Genomic DNA, 13640 nt, shown 5'->3' on the forward strand with positions numbered 1-13640 from the left:
CAGTCCGTCCGATCAGAGGATACAGCAGCCTGTCGCCAATGGCCTGACAGGATGCGTATTCCGATGAAGCCGGACAGGATGCCGCTTGTTGCTCGGACGCATGGCGATTAAGGTCTGCGTCTCAATCACCAACAGAGGTACACATGGCGACCGGAACAGTAAAATTCTTTGCTCAGGACAAGGGCTTCGGCTTCATCACCCCGGACGATGGCGGTCAGGACGTCTTTGTGCATATCTCCGCGGTCGGCTTCGGCGAGGCACTTAAAGACGGTCAGAAGGTTCGTTATGAAGTAGGTCAGGACCGCAAGACGGGTAAATCCAAGGCCGAGAACGTTTCAGTGATCTGAGCCGTCGCTTACAACATCCAGCGCGGCGATTCGGTGATACATCAGTCGTCGCGCATGGTTTATTTGTCAGCAAGACAAACAATATTGCCATTCATGCCATGGCAGTGCCGTCTGGATTTCCGGTCTTGCTCAATCGGAAGCGCACGCAGCTCAACACTGGGTCAACGCTTTCTACGGAAACCTCTGCCCCGTTAGCATCGCCACCAGTTGGAACCGGTTTCGAATTCCGCTCAGATATAGGTTTATCAGAACTTTAGCGCTTTCCTGCGCCGGCGGCGATGTTTGAGAGACGCCGCGCAGTTCGCACACACGCGCAAAGGCCGTCTCCAGCAGTGCCAGATCTTCAGGTGCAAGAACTGAATTGAGTTTTTTGGCAACGTCGTGGATCATTAGCGGGAAATAGTAGCTCCTGCGCTCCCATCAAGTCCTTTGTTTTCAATCATGCTGATGGCTCTCAATTGTTATGCCCCTAGCCATTGCTTTCAACTCTTCCTCGCTTCGAAAGCCCGACTTGAACAGGGCGACCAGCTCCTTTGCCAGGCCAAGCTCTTCATCCGCATTTGAGGCGCCAGATTGATCTCGAAACAGGTCCGCGAGCACCTTGCGTAGCAATGCCAACCCCTGTGGGCCTATCTCCTGCTGGTCATCAAAATAGGTTCCTCCCATCAGCGGTACTCTCCCCAAGCTATGCCTGATCACATAGTGACATGACATCACGTCCATAAGCTTCGCAACACATTCTCTACCGAGCTACACGTCTTTCCCGCATCTTTTCGATAAATCAGATGTTTGGTTCTTCACCTCCCATAAGGGATTAGTTCGCAGATGCCTCAATCGGCGACCGACCACAGGTGCTTTAGGGTATACCTTCTGAGACAATCTGCGTGAGACACATATCAGTGTATCATTTGGGTTGATTTTGAAGTTATGAGACGCTACCCATTAAAGGTCTAGAACCTATTGAGACGTTTCATGGCAATTTACGGGTACGCGCGTGTCAGCACCATCGATCAGGATCTGGCAATTCAAGAGGCGGCTTTGAAGGCGGCCGGGTGCACGGTCATCCGGGCGGAAAAGAAATCCGGATCAACTAAGCAGGATCGGAGGGAGCTTAACACGCTTCTAGAATTCATGCGCGACGGCGACAGCCTGGTCGTGACGCGGGTCGATCGGCTGGCGCGGTCAGTTGGAGATCTGCAGGACATCATACGACTGCTTAAGCAGAAAGGGGTGACCCTGAAGGCGACGGAACAGCCGATCGACACGAGCTCGGCGGCCGGCAAGGCTTTCCTCGATATGCTCGGCGTATTCGCTGAGTTCGAGACGAACCTTCGTAGAGAAAGACAGATGGAAGGCATCGCCGCTGCAAAAAGCAGAGGGGTCTACAAAGGCAGGAAGCCTCATGTTGATGTTGCTGGGATCCGCCGACTGAAATCCGACGGGATGGGACCAACAGAAATTGCCAAGACGCTGAACATAGGTCGTGCAAGCGTGTATCGCGCCCTCAGAGAAGCCGCATCATCGTAGGGCAAGAAGGCGGCTTCGCGCCAACAGCGGACATTGCAGTCCAACGCATACGGCTGCGTTGCGGCAATCTCTAAAGCGACACTCTCCGTTTCGCGAGCCGAACGCGGCCATTCCTGCCCCAGGATCACGGGTGAACCCGCTGGTGATGTCACCTGCGGATCAACCTGAAGTTCAACCTACGAGCAGATGGCTCATTGCCGGGTCGGGAATGACCACGATGCGGCTGCCATCTCTTACCTCGTCGTGAAGGTGAATCACGTCCTGATTGATGAGCCGGATGCAACCTGAGGAAACGGCCTTCCCAATGCTGAAGGCCTCAGGTGTGCCGTGGATTCGATATAAGGTGTCCCTCCCGTCCTCATGGATGTAGAGCGCCCGCGCGCCGAGCGGATTCTTCAGTCCGGGAGGCATGCCGCCATTTGCAATGCTGTAGGGTTCCAGTTCCGGTTGCCGCGCGACCATGGAATCGGGCGGCGTCCAGCGCGGCCATTCCCGCCTGTAGGCCATGATAGCCTGTCCCGCCCAGGCAAATCCTTCACGTCCGACCCCGATCCCGTACCGCATGGCACGGCCATCGGCCTTGACGTGGTAAAGATACTTGCCTGGCGTATCGACTACGAGGGTTCCCGGTCTCTCGCTCGTAGGATAATCGACCTCCGTCCGCCAGAATTGCGGGTCGAGTTGAGTGATATCGATTTCCGGGACCGGAAAACGCTCATTCGGCATGGCATAGTACATCGGCGGCACCACTGGTGTGGGCGCCGGCAGGGGTTCCGGGAGCGTCGCCAAAACGGGCGGGGGCTCGGTCGAGACGCAGCCTGAAACGGCGATTGCTCCAATCCCAAGGATAAATGAACGCCTCGGCAAGCTTGCGCCAATGCGGCTCGCGGTTGAGCAGCTAGTTCTTCTTTTGGTCTGGATCTCATTGGTCATGCGGCGACTCTTCGTTGATTTCTTCGACCTCTTCCAAGCCCGGCAGCCTTAAGGCACCCTGAAGGCTCTGCCGGTGCTTCTTGCAGAACAAGACCGGCTCCAAAAATCCGTCCACTCATGCCGCGCGGGCCTCTGCTATCGCGCCCTTCAGCCCTTTCTCGTCGAGGACGCCGGCGAAAGTCGTCCGCCCAATGACAAAGGAGGGCGTGCCTGCGAAGTTGAAGGCCAGTGCCTGACTGTAATTGCGGTCGAGCAGCCCCGAGATCTTGGCACTATGCTTGTTCACAGCGGCAGCAATCTCCTGCATGGTGAGGCCGGTGCTCGTGAGCGCCTTTTCCACCTCTTCCTCCGTCAGCTTTCCCGTCGTCTTCATCAGCGCTTCCATGGCTGGTTCGTACTTTCCCATCTGTGCGGCTCCAAGGACGGCCTGGGCGGCAAAGATCGATGCGCCGCCGAAGACAGGCCAGTCCTTCAGCACCAGCCGGACATTGCCGTCCTCGCGAACCACCCTTTCGACCATCGGATGGATTTTTTTGCAGTAAGGGCATTGGTAGTCGAAGAACTCGACGACCGTGACGTCTCCCTTCGGGTTTCCGAGAACGGGCGCGTCTGGGTCGTAGAAGACTGACTTTTCGGTGATCTCCTGGCTGAACGCCATCCGAGGCAAGGTAGCGGCGAATGCGGCAGTGCCGGCGGCGGCGGCGAGCAGGTTTCTACGAGTGATCATGTCATACTTCTCCTTTTCCGGATTCTGTGGGTCCGAGCACGACGACCTTCGACCCCTTCGGCACGCGTCGGTGGAGGTCGATGATGTCGTGGTTCAACAGCCTGATGCAGCCGGACGAGACCGACTTGCCGATGCTCCAGGGTTCATTGGTCCCGTGGATGCGATAGAGCGTGTCCTTGCCCCCCTGGTAGAGGTACAGGGCACGTGCTCCCAGAGGGTTTTTGATGCCACCCTCCAGGCCCGATGCTAAAGGGCCGTAGCGCTCCGGATCGCGCTGGATCATGTTCTGGGTCGGCACCCAGCCCGGCCATTGCGCCTTGCGCGAGATGTCGGCTTCGCCCTCGAACTCCATACCCGCCTTGGCCACGCCGACGCCGTAGCGCATCGCCTTGCCACCCTCCATGACGAGGTAAAGAAAACGGGAATGGGGATCGACCACGATCGTGCCCGCCGAATAGCCGGTCTTGTAGTCGACGACCTGGCGGACGTTCTTCGGGTCCATCTTGGAGACATCGACGCCGGGGATGGTCTCATCTCCATCCTTGATCGGGGCGTACATGCTGGCCAGTGACGTATCCACCTTCGGATCTTCGATCTTTGGTGGCTCTGGGGCCGTCTGCGCGCAGGCGGACAGGCCCATGACGAAAATCGAGGCGGTCAACGGTCGCCACAGAGCGGCCGCTCGGGAAGGTGTCATTCGGATATTCCTTCTTCAGATTTGAGTTCCTGAATCTTCTGCGCGAGTACCTCGCGGGAGATCTCGCCAAGATGGGAGCCGGCAAGCGTGCCGTCGGCTGCGAGAAAGAGCGTCGCGGGAAGGCCGACTGCCGAGTAATGGCGGCTGAGCAGAAGTTGCGGATCGAGCAGCGCCTGCGCCAGGTTGAGGTTCTCGCTCCGGAGGTAGTCAGCGATCTTTGCCGAGGGCTCTCCCTGGTTCGCGAAGACAAAGTCGACATCGGCAGTGCTTGCAGCAAGTTCCGCCATCATCGGCAGCTCGCGGCGACAAGGTGGGCACCACGTCGCCCATAGGTTCAGAACCGTCGGGCGACCGTTGTCACCGATCCTGCTTTCTGCACCGTCAAGGGTCCGGAAGGTTGAGGTAACAGCCGGAAGCTGCGTATCGGAATAGGTGAATGCCAGCGTCGCCGTTGTCGCGACGGCTCCCGCCGCGACGCTTGCCGCAGCCCATCCGACAAGCTTTCGGCTCCTCAGGAACAGGACGACCAGCATCACGGCGACGCCTGCGGCACCTCCGCTCCAGGAGAAGCCGCCTTGCCAAACAGAAAGGATCCGCCAAGGCTCTGGAGCAAAACTCCATGCATGCTGCAGAACATGCCCTAGGCGCGCCGCCGCAAGCGCGACGACCGCCGTCCACGACGACCAGCGGCCGAGCCTGTCGTCGACTCGATGTGCGAGAACGGAGGCCACGGCAACGAACGCGACCATGCCGATGATTGCTGCGAAACGCTCGGCATCGAACGCAAATGGACCAAGCGACACCGCGTTCATCGGAGCTGCCCCTTCGCGCTCGACGCCGAGACCGTAACGGTGTCCGCAGTGATCTCGCCCACAAGTCGAGTGTCTTGGACTTCTTGGTTGTCCCGGTCCAGAAACAGCATCGTCGGCGGCCCGACGACCTGCAGCTCCTTCATCAACGACTGGTTTGCCTCGGTGATCTCGCTGAGATCGACCGAGACCAGACGGATGCCGTCGAGCGCGTCTGCCACGGTCGCGTCCGGAAGAACGGACCGCTCGATCACCCGGCAAGTGACGCACCAGTCGGCCGTGAAGTAGACAAGCGTGGGGGCGGCGGGCCCATCGGCTCTCAGCAACGAGGACAGATCGGCTGCCGAGGCGATGGACTGGAACGAGTCCTTGCCGATCACTCTCGCGGGTGTCGCGTCTCCGGAGCTTGCGGCAGCAATCGTCGCGAGAGGCTTCAAAGGGTCCGTCGCGCCGGAGAGGCCGCCAATCCCCAGGATGACGCCGTAGAGACCGACCAGTATGCCCGCGGATTTGGCAAGCCGTGCAGCGCCACCGACCTCGGGTCGCATCTGATCGAAAGCTCCTATGAAGACTGCGAAGGTGATCGCCAGAACGGACCACAACAGAAGACCAGTTCCGGCAGGCAGCAGACGGTCCACGAGCCAGACGGCGGTGGCGAAGAAGAGGAAGCCGAAGACCTGCCGGACGCGTTCCATCCATTGTCCTGCACGGGGAAGGAGGCCCGACCCGAAGGTTCCCATCAGGATCAGCGGGATGCCCTTGCCGACGCCGAGCGCAAACAGGGCCGTCGCGCCGAGGACGACGTCTCCTGTCTGCGCAATGTAGAGAAGCGCGCCCGCCAACGGAGCCGTGACGCAGGGTCCAATGACCAGAGCGGATGAAAACCCGAGTGCTGCCGACGACGCCAGTGAACCTCCTGAACCGCGGCGCGCGGTAAGCCGGTTCCTGAGAAAGGACGGAAGCTGCAGTTCGAACAGCCCGAAACTGGAGAGTGCCAGCGCTACGAAGATGGCGGCAACGATGAGTGTGGCAGCGGGAGACTGCAACGCGATCTGGAAGCTCTGACCCCACCATGCAGCGACCACGCCGAAGAGACTGAAGGCCGCTGCAAGAGCGAGGACGTAAGTCGATGACAGGGCGAATCCACGTCCGGTCGACAGGCTCTCGCCTTCCCTCGTCAGTGTCGCTGCCAGGATCGGGTACATGGGAAACACGCATGGCGTAAAGGCCAGCAGGACGCCAAGACCAAGGAAGCCGACAATCAGGAAGAGGACGCCGCCGCGGTCGAGGAGAGAACTGACCACACCGTTGGTTGACGGATCCGAGATCCGGATGCTGGAGCTGTCGGCGGCTTTCGGCCCTTTGGACACGAGAGGAAAGGCTGCCTGCGATCGAAGCGCAGTCTGGAGACCAGATTTTCCTGTGTCCGACTTGGGTTCAAGCGTCGCGGCGTCGATCTCGACGGTCGTCGGCGGGTAGCAGAGTCCGCCATCCTGGCAGCCTTGGTAGGTCACGTTCAAAGAGCCCGTGACCGGCCCGGCGACCGTGGCCGTGGCAGTGCCGTAGTAGACTTCGGTGCTTCCGTATCCTGGATCCTCCTTGATGACACCCGGTGGAGTTGCCATTTCGAGTGGCTTGCCGCCGACGCCGGTCACACTCAGGTATTCCCGGTAGAGGTAGTAGCCGTCCTCGAGCTGCCATCTTATTGCGATGTCGGAACCATCGCGGCCGGCCTCCATGCGGAAAGCCTGATCCATGGGGAGCGGCGGTTCGATGGCTAACGCCACGGCCGACACAGCTATGGTCGCGAGGAAACATGACGCCGACAGGAAGAAACGCAAAGGGCTGCTCCGTTGGTTGGGTTGGAGCGGCGGTCTCTCCTCCCAACCTTAAGGCAGCCTTAAGGTGGCGGGCGCAGGGAGGATGCGAAGCTAGACGAGGATGTGATGCGGCTACTTGTGCTGGAAGATGACGAGATCCTGCTGGACGGCTTGAAGGTCGGGCTGCAGATGTGCGGCTTTACGGTGGACGCCGTGACATCGGTTGCCGACGCCGACGCGGCCATCGAGGCCGACCGCTTCGACGCGATCATACTCGACCTCATGCTCCCTGACGGATCAGGCCTCGATGTGCTGTCGCGGATGCGCCGCTCCGGCGATCGCACGCCGGTTCTCCTCCTGACGGCAAAGGACGAGGTCGCGGATCGCATCACTGGACTGGATTCGGGGGCAGACGACTATCTCGGCAAGCCATTCGATCTCGACGAGGTTGCGGCCCGTCTGCGCGCCATCGTCCGCCGTGGACACGGCCGTGCGGCCGGGCTTCTCGAGTGGAAGGACGTCAGCCTCGACCCAGCACGCATGTCCGCATCGCGTGACGAGATCACGATCTCCCTTTCCCGACGGGAGTTCGTGATCCTCCAGGCGTTGATGGAGACGCCGGGCGTCATCCTGTCGCGGTCGAACCTCGAGGAGAAGCTTTATGGGTGGCAGGAGGAAATCGAGAGCAATACCGTCGAGGTTCACATCCACAAGCTGCGATCCAAGCTCGGTGCGTCGTTCATCGAGACCGTGCGGGGCGCGGGCTACCGGTTGAGGACATCGCAATGAATTCGATACGGATCAGACTGTTTGTGATCCTGCTGGCCACGACCGGCGCCGTCTGGCTTCTCGCCGCGGCCTGGATCTACGCAAGCACACAAGCCGAAGTCGAGCGGGTGCTGGACGCCCGTTTGATGGAAGCGGCACGCATGGTGAGCTCGCTCATCACGGATCACCGGATCGAGCCGTCTGCGGCGGTAGACGCTGCAATCGCGAATGCTCCGCCTCCACCGTTCAAGCAAGCTGACGGCAGCTACAGCCGCCAGCTCTCCTGCCAGATCTGGTCGCTTCAGGGCAGCCTCGTCAGCCGCTCCGAGAGTGCGCCCGAAACTTCGCTTGCCAGCCACACGGATGGCTTCGAAGAAACTGAGATCGACGGAGAACGGTGGCGTGTCTACGCGGTCGTCAACCCGACGCTCGGCGTTCGTGTTCTGGTCGGCGACAGCCTTGAGATACGGGACCGACTCATCGGCGACGTCATCAAGGGGCTTCTTGTTCCCGGCATCGTCATCCTCCCCGTCTTGGCGGTGTTGATCTGGGTCAGCGTCGGCCGCGGTCTTGCCCCACTGACGCGCATTGCCGAGGGACTTGCCGGGCGTTCCGCAACTGAACTCCATCCGATCGATGACGGAACCGTGCCGCGGGAAGTGCGGCCGGTCATTCGAGCGCTGAACAGCCTGTTCGGCCGGGTGGCCGAAGCGCGTGACCGGGAGCAGAGCTTTACCGCCTATGCTGCGCATGAACTGAAGACGCCGCTTGCTGGTCTCAAGACCCAGGCGCAGATCGCTCTCAGGACCGACGATTCCACGATCCAGCGCGAGGCCCTCTCCCGCATCTCCACAAGTGTCGACCGAACCAGCCGGATGGTCCGTCAGCTTATCGATCTTGCCGCCGTCGATGCGTCGCAGGGCGCCGCCAAGGATGAGCCAGTCGACGTTGCAGTACTTGTTGGCGAGATCGCTTCGGAACTGGAGACGCAGCTAGCGGCCAACGAGGTTCACGTCGCGATGGAGCACGCAGATCGAACCCCGCAGCCGGCAGTTCTTGAGGCCGACAGAATCCTCCTGCGTCTGGCGATCCGAAACCTGCTCGAGAACGCAATTCAGCACTCGCCGAAGGGTGCAGTGGTCAGGTGCCGGGTCAGCGAAAGTCAAAGCGAGGTCGTTGTCGAGATCCTGGACCAGGGGCCGGGGATTCCTGTTGCCGACGAGGCGCGGGTGACGGAACGCTTTTTCAGAGGGTCGAAGGCCTCTGGTCATGGAAGCGGCCTCGGATTGTCGATCGTCCAGATGGCGCTCGATCGTCTCGGCGGCAACCTGACGTTTGAGAGAGGCGGTACATGGTTCGTCGCGAGAGCCTCCTTCCCAATCTGACCGCCTCAGACGCGCGTCCAGTTGAAGCACCCGGCTGGGAAGATGGAGTTGCTGATCAGGATCGCACCATGTTTGTAGAACAGCTTCACATCGCCTCCAGCAGACATGTCGACGGCCCAGACCATGTCGGACGCATCGGACCACAGGAGGCGCCCGCCGCTTGCTTCGAGCCCTTGCATCGCCCGTGCGGCGGTGGAGCCAGGGCCGAATACGATCATGATAGGTCCCTCATTTGGCGCGGGTAGCGCGGCGAGAGGCCCGGCGATCAGAACTGCCAAGGCCAGTCCGACCGGCCCTTTCGAAATCCGGCGCCCGTCGCCTCTCATGCCGTTCCGGCGCAAGTAGGCGCCCAGGGCGAGAGGCACTAGGCCGAAAACGACGAACCAAAGGAGATCCCAGAACATGCGGTTTTCCACGTCCATACGGATCCGGTGGATTCCGAGTATCCAGTGGGAAAGAACGCTGTCGAGAATGTGCCAGACGCCGAAGCCGATCAACGCGCTTGCGAAGAGGAGTCTGTCTGCTCCGCGGGCAGCAAAAGAGTGTCTCGACCGCCACAGCAGCCAAAGCCCCGCCGCGGCGACCACGTACATCAGCGCGTGGAAAAGTCCGTCTGTCAGGATCAGTACGCGAATGTCTTGACGTGCTTCTTCGACCCCACTTAGGAGATGATGCCATTGGAGGATCTGGTGGAGCAGTATTCCGTCGAAGAAGCCGCCCATATTAGTGTCGCGGGGAAGCCCTGCTTGTCACTTTCGTTCGGTCTGATGGCTGCCGTCATGCCCCGCCTCACCTGATCCCGACGGCTCGCAGGACAGTATCGAGCTTGTTGCCGCCCTTGACGTCGAAATCACCTTTGAGCGCCTTCAACGCATAGCGCTCCTGATTGATCTCCTCCGCCGTTCGGAAGCCCAGCCGGCGCAGGATCGGAAGCGGAGGGCACCAGCCTTGCATGGCGTGCTGGAAGAGGAAGCCAGTCACGATCGCCGGGAGTGCAAGCCATCGCCTGTCGACCGTCGCCGCCAGCATGGTTCCCGTGAATGCCAAGGTGGAAGCATTCGCCTCGAGCGTTCGCTCGATGTCCCATTCGCGATCGAGTTCTTCCAGCCGGGTCGGGATCTGGTCGGGGTGGGTTTCGTAGTAGGCGAGCCTTTTCTCCATCTCCCAGCGAAGATGTCGGTTAATCTCAGTGGGTGTCTGGGCGCTGACTCGGTTTGCTGTCGTGGCCATGGTTTTAGCCTCCTCTGCGCGGGAACCACGAGGTGAACACAAAGTTCCGTCACCGACCTTGAACCCCAATTGTTATATAATATATTATAACGTATACCGATATAACCACGGAGCCAGTCATGCCTGTAACCAGAGTATCCGAGAAGCTTTCGGTCTCGTCCCAGCCAAGCGCCGAAGACATCCGCTCGCTGCACGAAAACGGGTTCGCAACGCTTATCAACAACCGGCCGGATGGCGAAGAGTCCGGACAGCCGGGAACAGAGGCCGAAGCTCAGGAAGCAAAGCACTGCAACCTGTCCTATGCCTTCATTCCGGTAACCGGAGCCACCATCACCGAGGCGGACGTGCGCGCATTCCAGCGCGCGGTGGATGAATCTGAAGGCCCCGTCTTCGCCCACTGCAAGACCGGCACCCGGTCGCTGATCCTCTACCTCATCGGAGAAGTCCTTGACGGTCGCATGTCTGCCGACGAGGTGGTCGAGTTCGGAGGCAGCCGCGGCTTCGACACCGGCGCCGCCGACGCATGGCTTCAGAAGCACGCCGAACGCAGGCCGCAGGTGAAGGGCTTCTTCGACAAGCGCACCTGGAGCGTCCAGTACGTGGTCTCGGATCCGGATACGGGGAAGTGCGCCATCATCGATCCTGTGCTCGATTTCGACGAGAAGGCCGGCGCGACGGCAACTATCAACGCCGACGCCATCCTCGACTACGTCCGCAAGGAGGGGCTCACCGTCGAGTGGATTCTCGACACCCATCCCCATGCCGACCACTTCTCCGCCGCTCACTATCTGAAGGAGAAGACTGGCGCGCAGACGGCGATCGGCGAGCGCGTCGTGGATGTCCAGAAGCTGTGGAAGGGCATCTACAACTGGCCTGAGCTTGCCACCGACGGCTCGCAGTGGGACCGGCTGTTCGCCCACGGCGAGACCTTCAAGGTCGGATCGATCGATGCGAAGGTGATGTTCTCGCCTGGACATACGCTCGCTTCCATCACCTATGTGATCGGCGACGCCGCCTTCGTCCACGACACGCTCTTCATGCCGGACAGCGGCACGGCACGCGCCGACTTTCCGGGCGGCGACGCCCGCATCCTTTGGAAGTCAATCCAGGACATCCTCGCGCTACCGGACGAAACGCGGATCTTCACGGGCCACGATTATCAGCCGGACGGCCGGGCACCGCGTTGGGAAAGCACGGTGGCCCAACAGAAGAATTCCAACCCGCATCTGGCCGACGTGACGGAAGAAGAGTTCGTGGCGCTGAGGACGAAGCGCGACAAGACGCTGCCGATGCCGAAGCTCATCCTCCATGCCCTGCAGGTGAATATCCGCGGCGGCCGCCTGCCGGAGCCGGAAGCGAACGGCAAGCGCTACCTCAAGTTTCCGCTCGATGCCCTGCAGGGAGCAGCATGGGAATGAGTGCCGACCTGAAAGCTATGTTGAAGGCGGGACTTTCGACAGCCGAGATGGCGAGCCGGGCGGGGGAGGTGGCAAACCTCCTGAAGACGCTGTCCCATCCGGCGCGCCTGATGATCGTCTGCACGCTCGTTGAGGGCAGCTACTCGGTGGGCGAGCTTGAAGAGAAGCTCGACCTCCACCAGCCTCATCTGTCGCAGCACCTGACGGTTTTGCGCGGCTCCGGCATTGTCGAGACCCGGCGGGACGGCAAGCAGATCTTCTATTCCCTGACGGAGGAGAAGGCCGCGCAACTGGTTGCCGCCCTCTATGACATCTTTTGCGTGAAGGAAGGCAAATGAACACCTATCTCCCATCATTGGCCGGCGGCATGCTGATCGGCGCATCTGCCGTCATGCTACTGCTCCTCACTGGGCGAATCGCTGGCATCAGCGGGATCGTCGGCCGTCTCGCCCAGGGCTTCGGCCTGACCACCAACCTCGCCTTCGTGGTTGGCCTGCTGCTCGGACCGCTCGCCTACCTGTCAATCTTCGACGGCTGGCCGACAGTGGAGATCACGGTAGGGTGGCCGCTGATCGTTATCGCCGGTCTGCTCGTCGGCTTCGGCTCGCGCATGGGATCCGGCTGCACCAGCGGCCACGGCGTCCTCGGCCTGGCGCGCCTGTCTCCGCGATCCATGGCTGCGGTCGCGACATTCCTCACTTCCGGCGCAGTGGCCGTCACAGTTCTGAGGAGTTTCGGACTATGAACAGGAACATCTACCAGTTCGGAGCCGCTCTCGCCTCCGGCATCGTCTTCGGCTTCGGCCTGTCCCTCTCCGGAATGCTGAACCCGGCCCGCGTCCAGGGCTTCCTCGACGTCTTCGGCGCCTGGGATCCGAGCCTTGCCTTCGTCCTCGGCGGCGCCGTCGTCGTCGCGTTCATCGGCGTGCAGGTGATGAAGCGGATGCGCCATCCCGCCTTCGACGACAGCTTCCATGTCCCCACGAGCCGCAGGATCGACGCACCGCTGATAATAGGGTCGGCCCTCTTCGGCCTCGGCTGGGGGATCGGCGGCTTCTGCCCCGGCCCGGCGGTCGCTTCCTTGTCGATCGGCATCCCACAGACGGCCCTGTTCGTTGTCGCCATGCTGGTCGGAATGACCTTGCATGACAGGGTGTGGAGCAGACGGACATGAGCGCCTCTATCCTTACGGCGGTCGGCTCCGGCGGGATCGTCGGCTTCATGCTCGGCCTGCTTGGTGGCGGTGGGTCGATCCTGGCGACGCCGCTGCTCCTCTACGTCGTCGGCGTCACGCAGCCGCACATTGCCATTGGAACAGGGGCGCTTGCGGTTTCGGTCAACGCCTTCGCGAACTTTACTAGCCACGCGATAAAGGGTCACGTCTGGTGGCGCTGCGCGGCGGTCTTTTCGGCGCTCGGCGTCGTCGGCGCACTTGCAGGCTCGAGCCTCGGCAAGGCCATGGATGGCGATCGGCTGATCTTCCTGTTCGGCATCCTCATGGTCGTCGTCGGCGTCCTGATGTTGAAGTCCAGGAAACCGGCATCGGCCGAATGCCGCCCGGTGGACCTCAGGATGTGCCTCGTCACAGCGGCCGTCGCGCTCGCCGCCGGTGCCGCTTCCGGCTTCTTCGGCATCGGCGGGGGCTTCCTGATCGTTCCAGGCCTGATGCTGGCGACGGGCATGCCGATGATCAACGCGATCGGCACCTCGCTCCTCTCCGTCGGCGTGTTCGGCCTCGCCACCGCCCTGAACTATGCCGCCTCCGGCTTGGTGGACTGGTTGCTTGCCGTTGAGTTCATTGGCGGCGGCATAGTCGGCGGCGTACTTGGCATGCTGCTCGCTACACGCCTGAGCGCCTACAAGAACATCCTCAACCGCCTGTTCGCGGCCCTCGTACTCGTGGTGGCGGCCTACATCCTCTATCGGAACTGGGGGACCTTCTGGACCGGCTGAGGCAGCAGCGCATCCCATAGCTGCAAC

At 61.2% G+C, this 13640-nt stretch carries 17 protein-coding genes; 9 read left to right on the forward strand and 8 right to left on the reverse strand.

Annotated features, from left to right (window positions below; translation table 11 throughout):
* Positions 1-143: 143 nt before the first annotated feature.
* Positions 144-347, forward strand: a complete 204-nt coding sequence (locus AGR1_RS28235) for a cold-shock protein (protein WP_035227053.1) — start codon at positions 144-146, stop codon at positions 345-347.
* A gap of 435 nt (positions 348-782) precedes the next feature.
* Here AGR1_RS28235 and AGR1_RS28240 read toward each other — a convergent pair whose 3' ends face one another.
* Positions 783-1013 carry a hypothetical protein gene (locus AGR1_RS28240; protein WP_149149111.1) on the reverse strand — a complete coding sequence of 77 codons (231 nt, stop codon included), beginning with the start codon at positions 1011-1013 and terminating at the stop codon, positions 783-785.
* 306 nt (positions 1014-1319) lie between these two features.
* Here AGR1_RS28240 and AGR1_RS28245 point away from each other — a divergent pair, with 306 nt between their 5' ends.
* Positions 1320-1874 carry a recombinase family protein gene (locus AGR1_RS28245; protein WP_062654064.1) on the forward strand — a complete coding sequence of 185 codons (555 nt, stop codon included), beginning with the start codon at positions 1320-1322 and terminating at the stop codon, positions 1872-1874.
* 171 nt (positions 1875-2045) lie between these two features.
* Here AGR1_RS28245 and AGR1_RS28250 read toward each other — a convergent pair whose 3' ends face one another.
* The 5 genes from AGR1_RS28250 to dsbD all read right to left on the reverse strand — a co-directional run bounded on the left by AGR1_RS28250 (position 2046) and on the right by dsbD (position 6881).
* Positions 2046-2807 (reverse strand): L,D-transpeptidase, encoded by a 762-nt coding sequence (locus tag AGR1_RS28250; RefSeq protein ID WP_062653989.1) that lies wholly within the window; start codon positions 2805-2807, stop codon positions 2046-2048.
* Positions 2808-2922: 115 nt separating this feature from the next.
* Positions 2923-3534: a DsbA family protein gene (locus tag AGR1_RS28255; protein ID WP_107341305.1), complete on the reverse strand. Its 612-nt coding sequence runs from the start codon at positions 3532-3534 to the stop codon at positions 2923-2925.
* Position 3535: 1 nt separating this feature from the next.
* Entirely contained in the window at positions 3536-4231 is a 696-nt protein-coding gene (locus AGR1_RS28260) for a L,D-transpeptidase (RefSeq protein ID WP_062653995.1), read from the reverse strand.
* Positions 4228-5043 carry a TlpA disulfide reductase family protein gene (locus tag AGR1_RS28265; RefSeq protein WP_062653996.1) on the reverse strand — a complete coding sequence of 272 codons (816 nt, stop codon included), beginning with the start codon at positions 5041-5043 and terminating at the stop codon, positions 4228-4230. Before AGR1_RS28265 ends, AGR1_RS28260 begins: the two co-directional genes overlap by 4 nt.
* On the reverse strand, positions 5040-6881 hold the full coding sequence (gene dsbD / locus AGR1_RS28270) for a protein-disulfide reductase DsbD (RefSeq protein ID WP_246669770.1): 1842 nt from the start codon (positions 6879-6881) through the stop codon (positions 5040-5042). The genes AGR1_RS28265 and dsbD overlap by 4 nt, the downstream gene beginning before the upstream one ends.
* A 105-nt stretch (positions 6882-6986) precedes the next feature.
* Between dsbD and AGR1_RS28275 the strand changes: the two genes are divergently transcribed.
* Together AGR1_RS28275 and AGR1_RS28280 are read left to right on the forward strand one after the other, a co-directional pair.
* Positions 6987-7649 (forward strand): response regulator transcription factor, encoded by a 663-nt coding sequence (locus AGR1_RS28275; RefSeq protein WP_052820525.1) that lies wholly within the window; start codon positions 6987-6989, stop codon positions 7647-7649.
* A complete protein-coding gene (locus AGR1_RS28280) occupies positions 7646-9013 on the forward strand; it encodes an ATP-binding protein (RefSeq protein ID WP_149149112.1) in 1368 nt (455 codons plus the stop codon). The genes AGR1_RS28275 and AGR1_RS28280 overlap by 4 nt, the downstream gene beginning before the upstream one ends.
* A 5-nt stretch (positions 9014-9018) precedes the next feature.
* Here AGR1_RS28280 and AGR1_RS28285 read toward each other — a convergent pair whose 3' ends face one another.
* Both AGR1_RS28285 and AGR1_RS28290 read right to left on the reverse strand, forming a co-directional pair.
* Complete coding sequence (locus AGR1_RS28285) at positions 9019-9735, reverse strand: DUF2243 domain-containing protein (RefSeq protein ID WP_107341306.1); 717 nt, start codon at positions 9733-9735, stop codon at positions 9019-9021.
* Between the two features lie 67 nt (positions 9736-9802).
* Entirely contained in the window at positions 9803-10243 is a 441-nt protein-coding gene (locus AGR1_RS28290) for a hypothetical protein (protein WP_052820528.1), read from the reverse strand.
* A gap of 119 nt (positions 10244-10362) precedes the next feature.
* Between AGR1_RS28290 and blh the strand changes: the two genes are divergently transcribed.
* The 5 genes from blh to AGR1_RS28315 are packed head-to-tail and all read left to right on the forward strand — an operon-like array spanning position 10363 to position 13613.
* Entirely contained in the window at positions 10363-11661 is a 1299-nt protein-coding gene (blh, locus tag AGR1_RS28295) for a bifunctional sulfur transferase/dioxygenase Blh (RefSeq protein ID WP_052820529.1), read from the forward strand.
* Complete coding sequence (gene bigR / locus AGR1_RS28300; RefSeq protein WP_107341307.1) at positions 11652-11999, forward strand: sulfite-sensing transcriptional repressor BigR; 348 nt, start codon at positions 11652-11654, stop codon at positions 11997-11999. The genes blh and bigR overlap by 10 nt, the downstream gene beginning before the upstream one ends.
* Positions 11996-12406, forward strand: a complete 411-nt coding sequence (locus AGR1_RS28305) for a YeeE/YedE family protein (RefSeq protein ID WP_052820531.1) — start codon at positions 11996-11998, stop codon at positions 12404-12406. Before bigR ends, AGR1_RS28305 begins: the two co-directional genes overlap by 4 nt.
* Positions 12403-12834, forward strand: a complete 432-nt coding sequence (locus AGR1_RS28310; protein ID WP_052820532.1) for a YeeE/YedE family protein — start codon at positions 12403-12405, stop codon at positions 12832-12834. Before AGR1_RS28305 ends, AGR1_RS28310 begins: the two co-directional genes overlap by 4 nt.
* The gene (locus AGR1_RS28315; protein WP_153423400.1) at positions 12831-13613 is read left to right on the forward strand and encodes a sulfite exporter TauE/SafE family protein; all 783 of its coding nucleotides are present in this window, start codon (positions 12831-12833) and stop codon (positions 13611-13613) included. The genes AGR1_RS28310 and AGR1_RS28315 overlap by 4 nt, the downstream gene beginning before the upstream one ends.
* Positions 13614-13640: the final 27 nt, after the last annotated feature.

Source organism: Agrobacterium sp. B1(2019), from assembly GCF_008274755.1.
Taxonomy (GTDB): Bacteria; Pseudomonadota; Alphaproteobacteria; order Rhizobiales; family Rhizobiaceae; genus Agrobacterium; species Agrobacterium salinitolerans.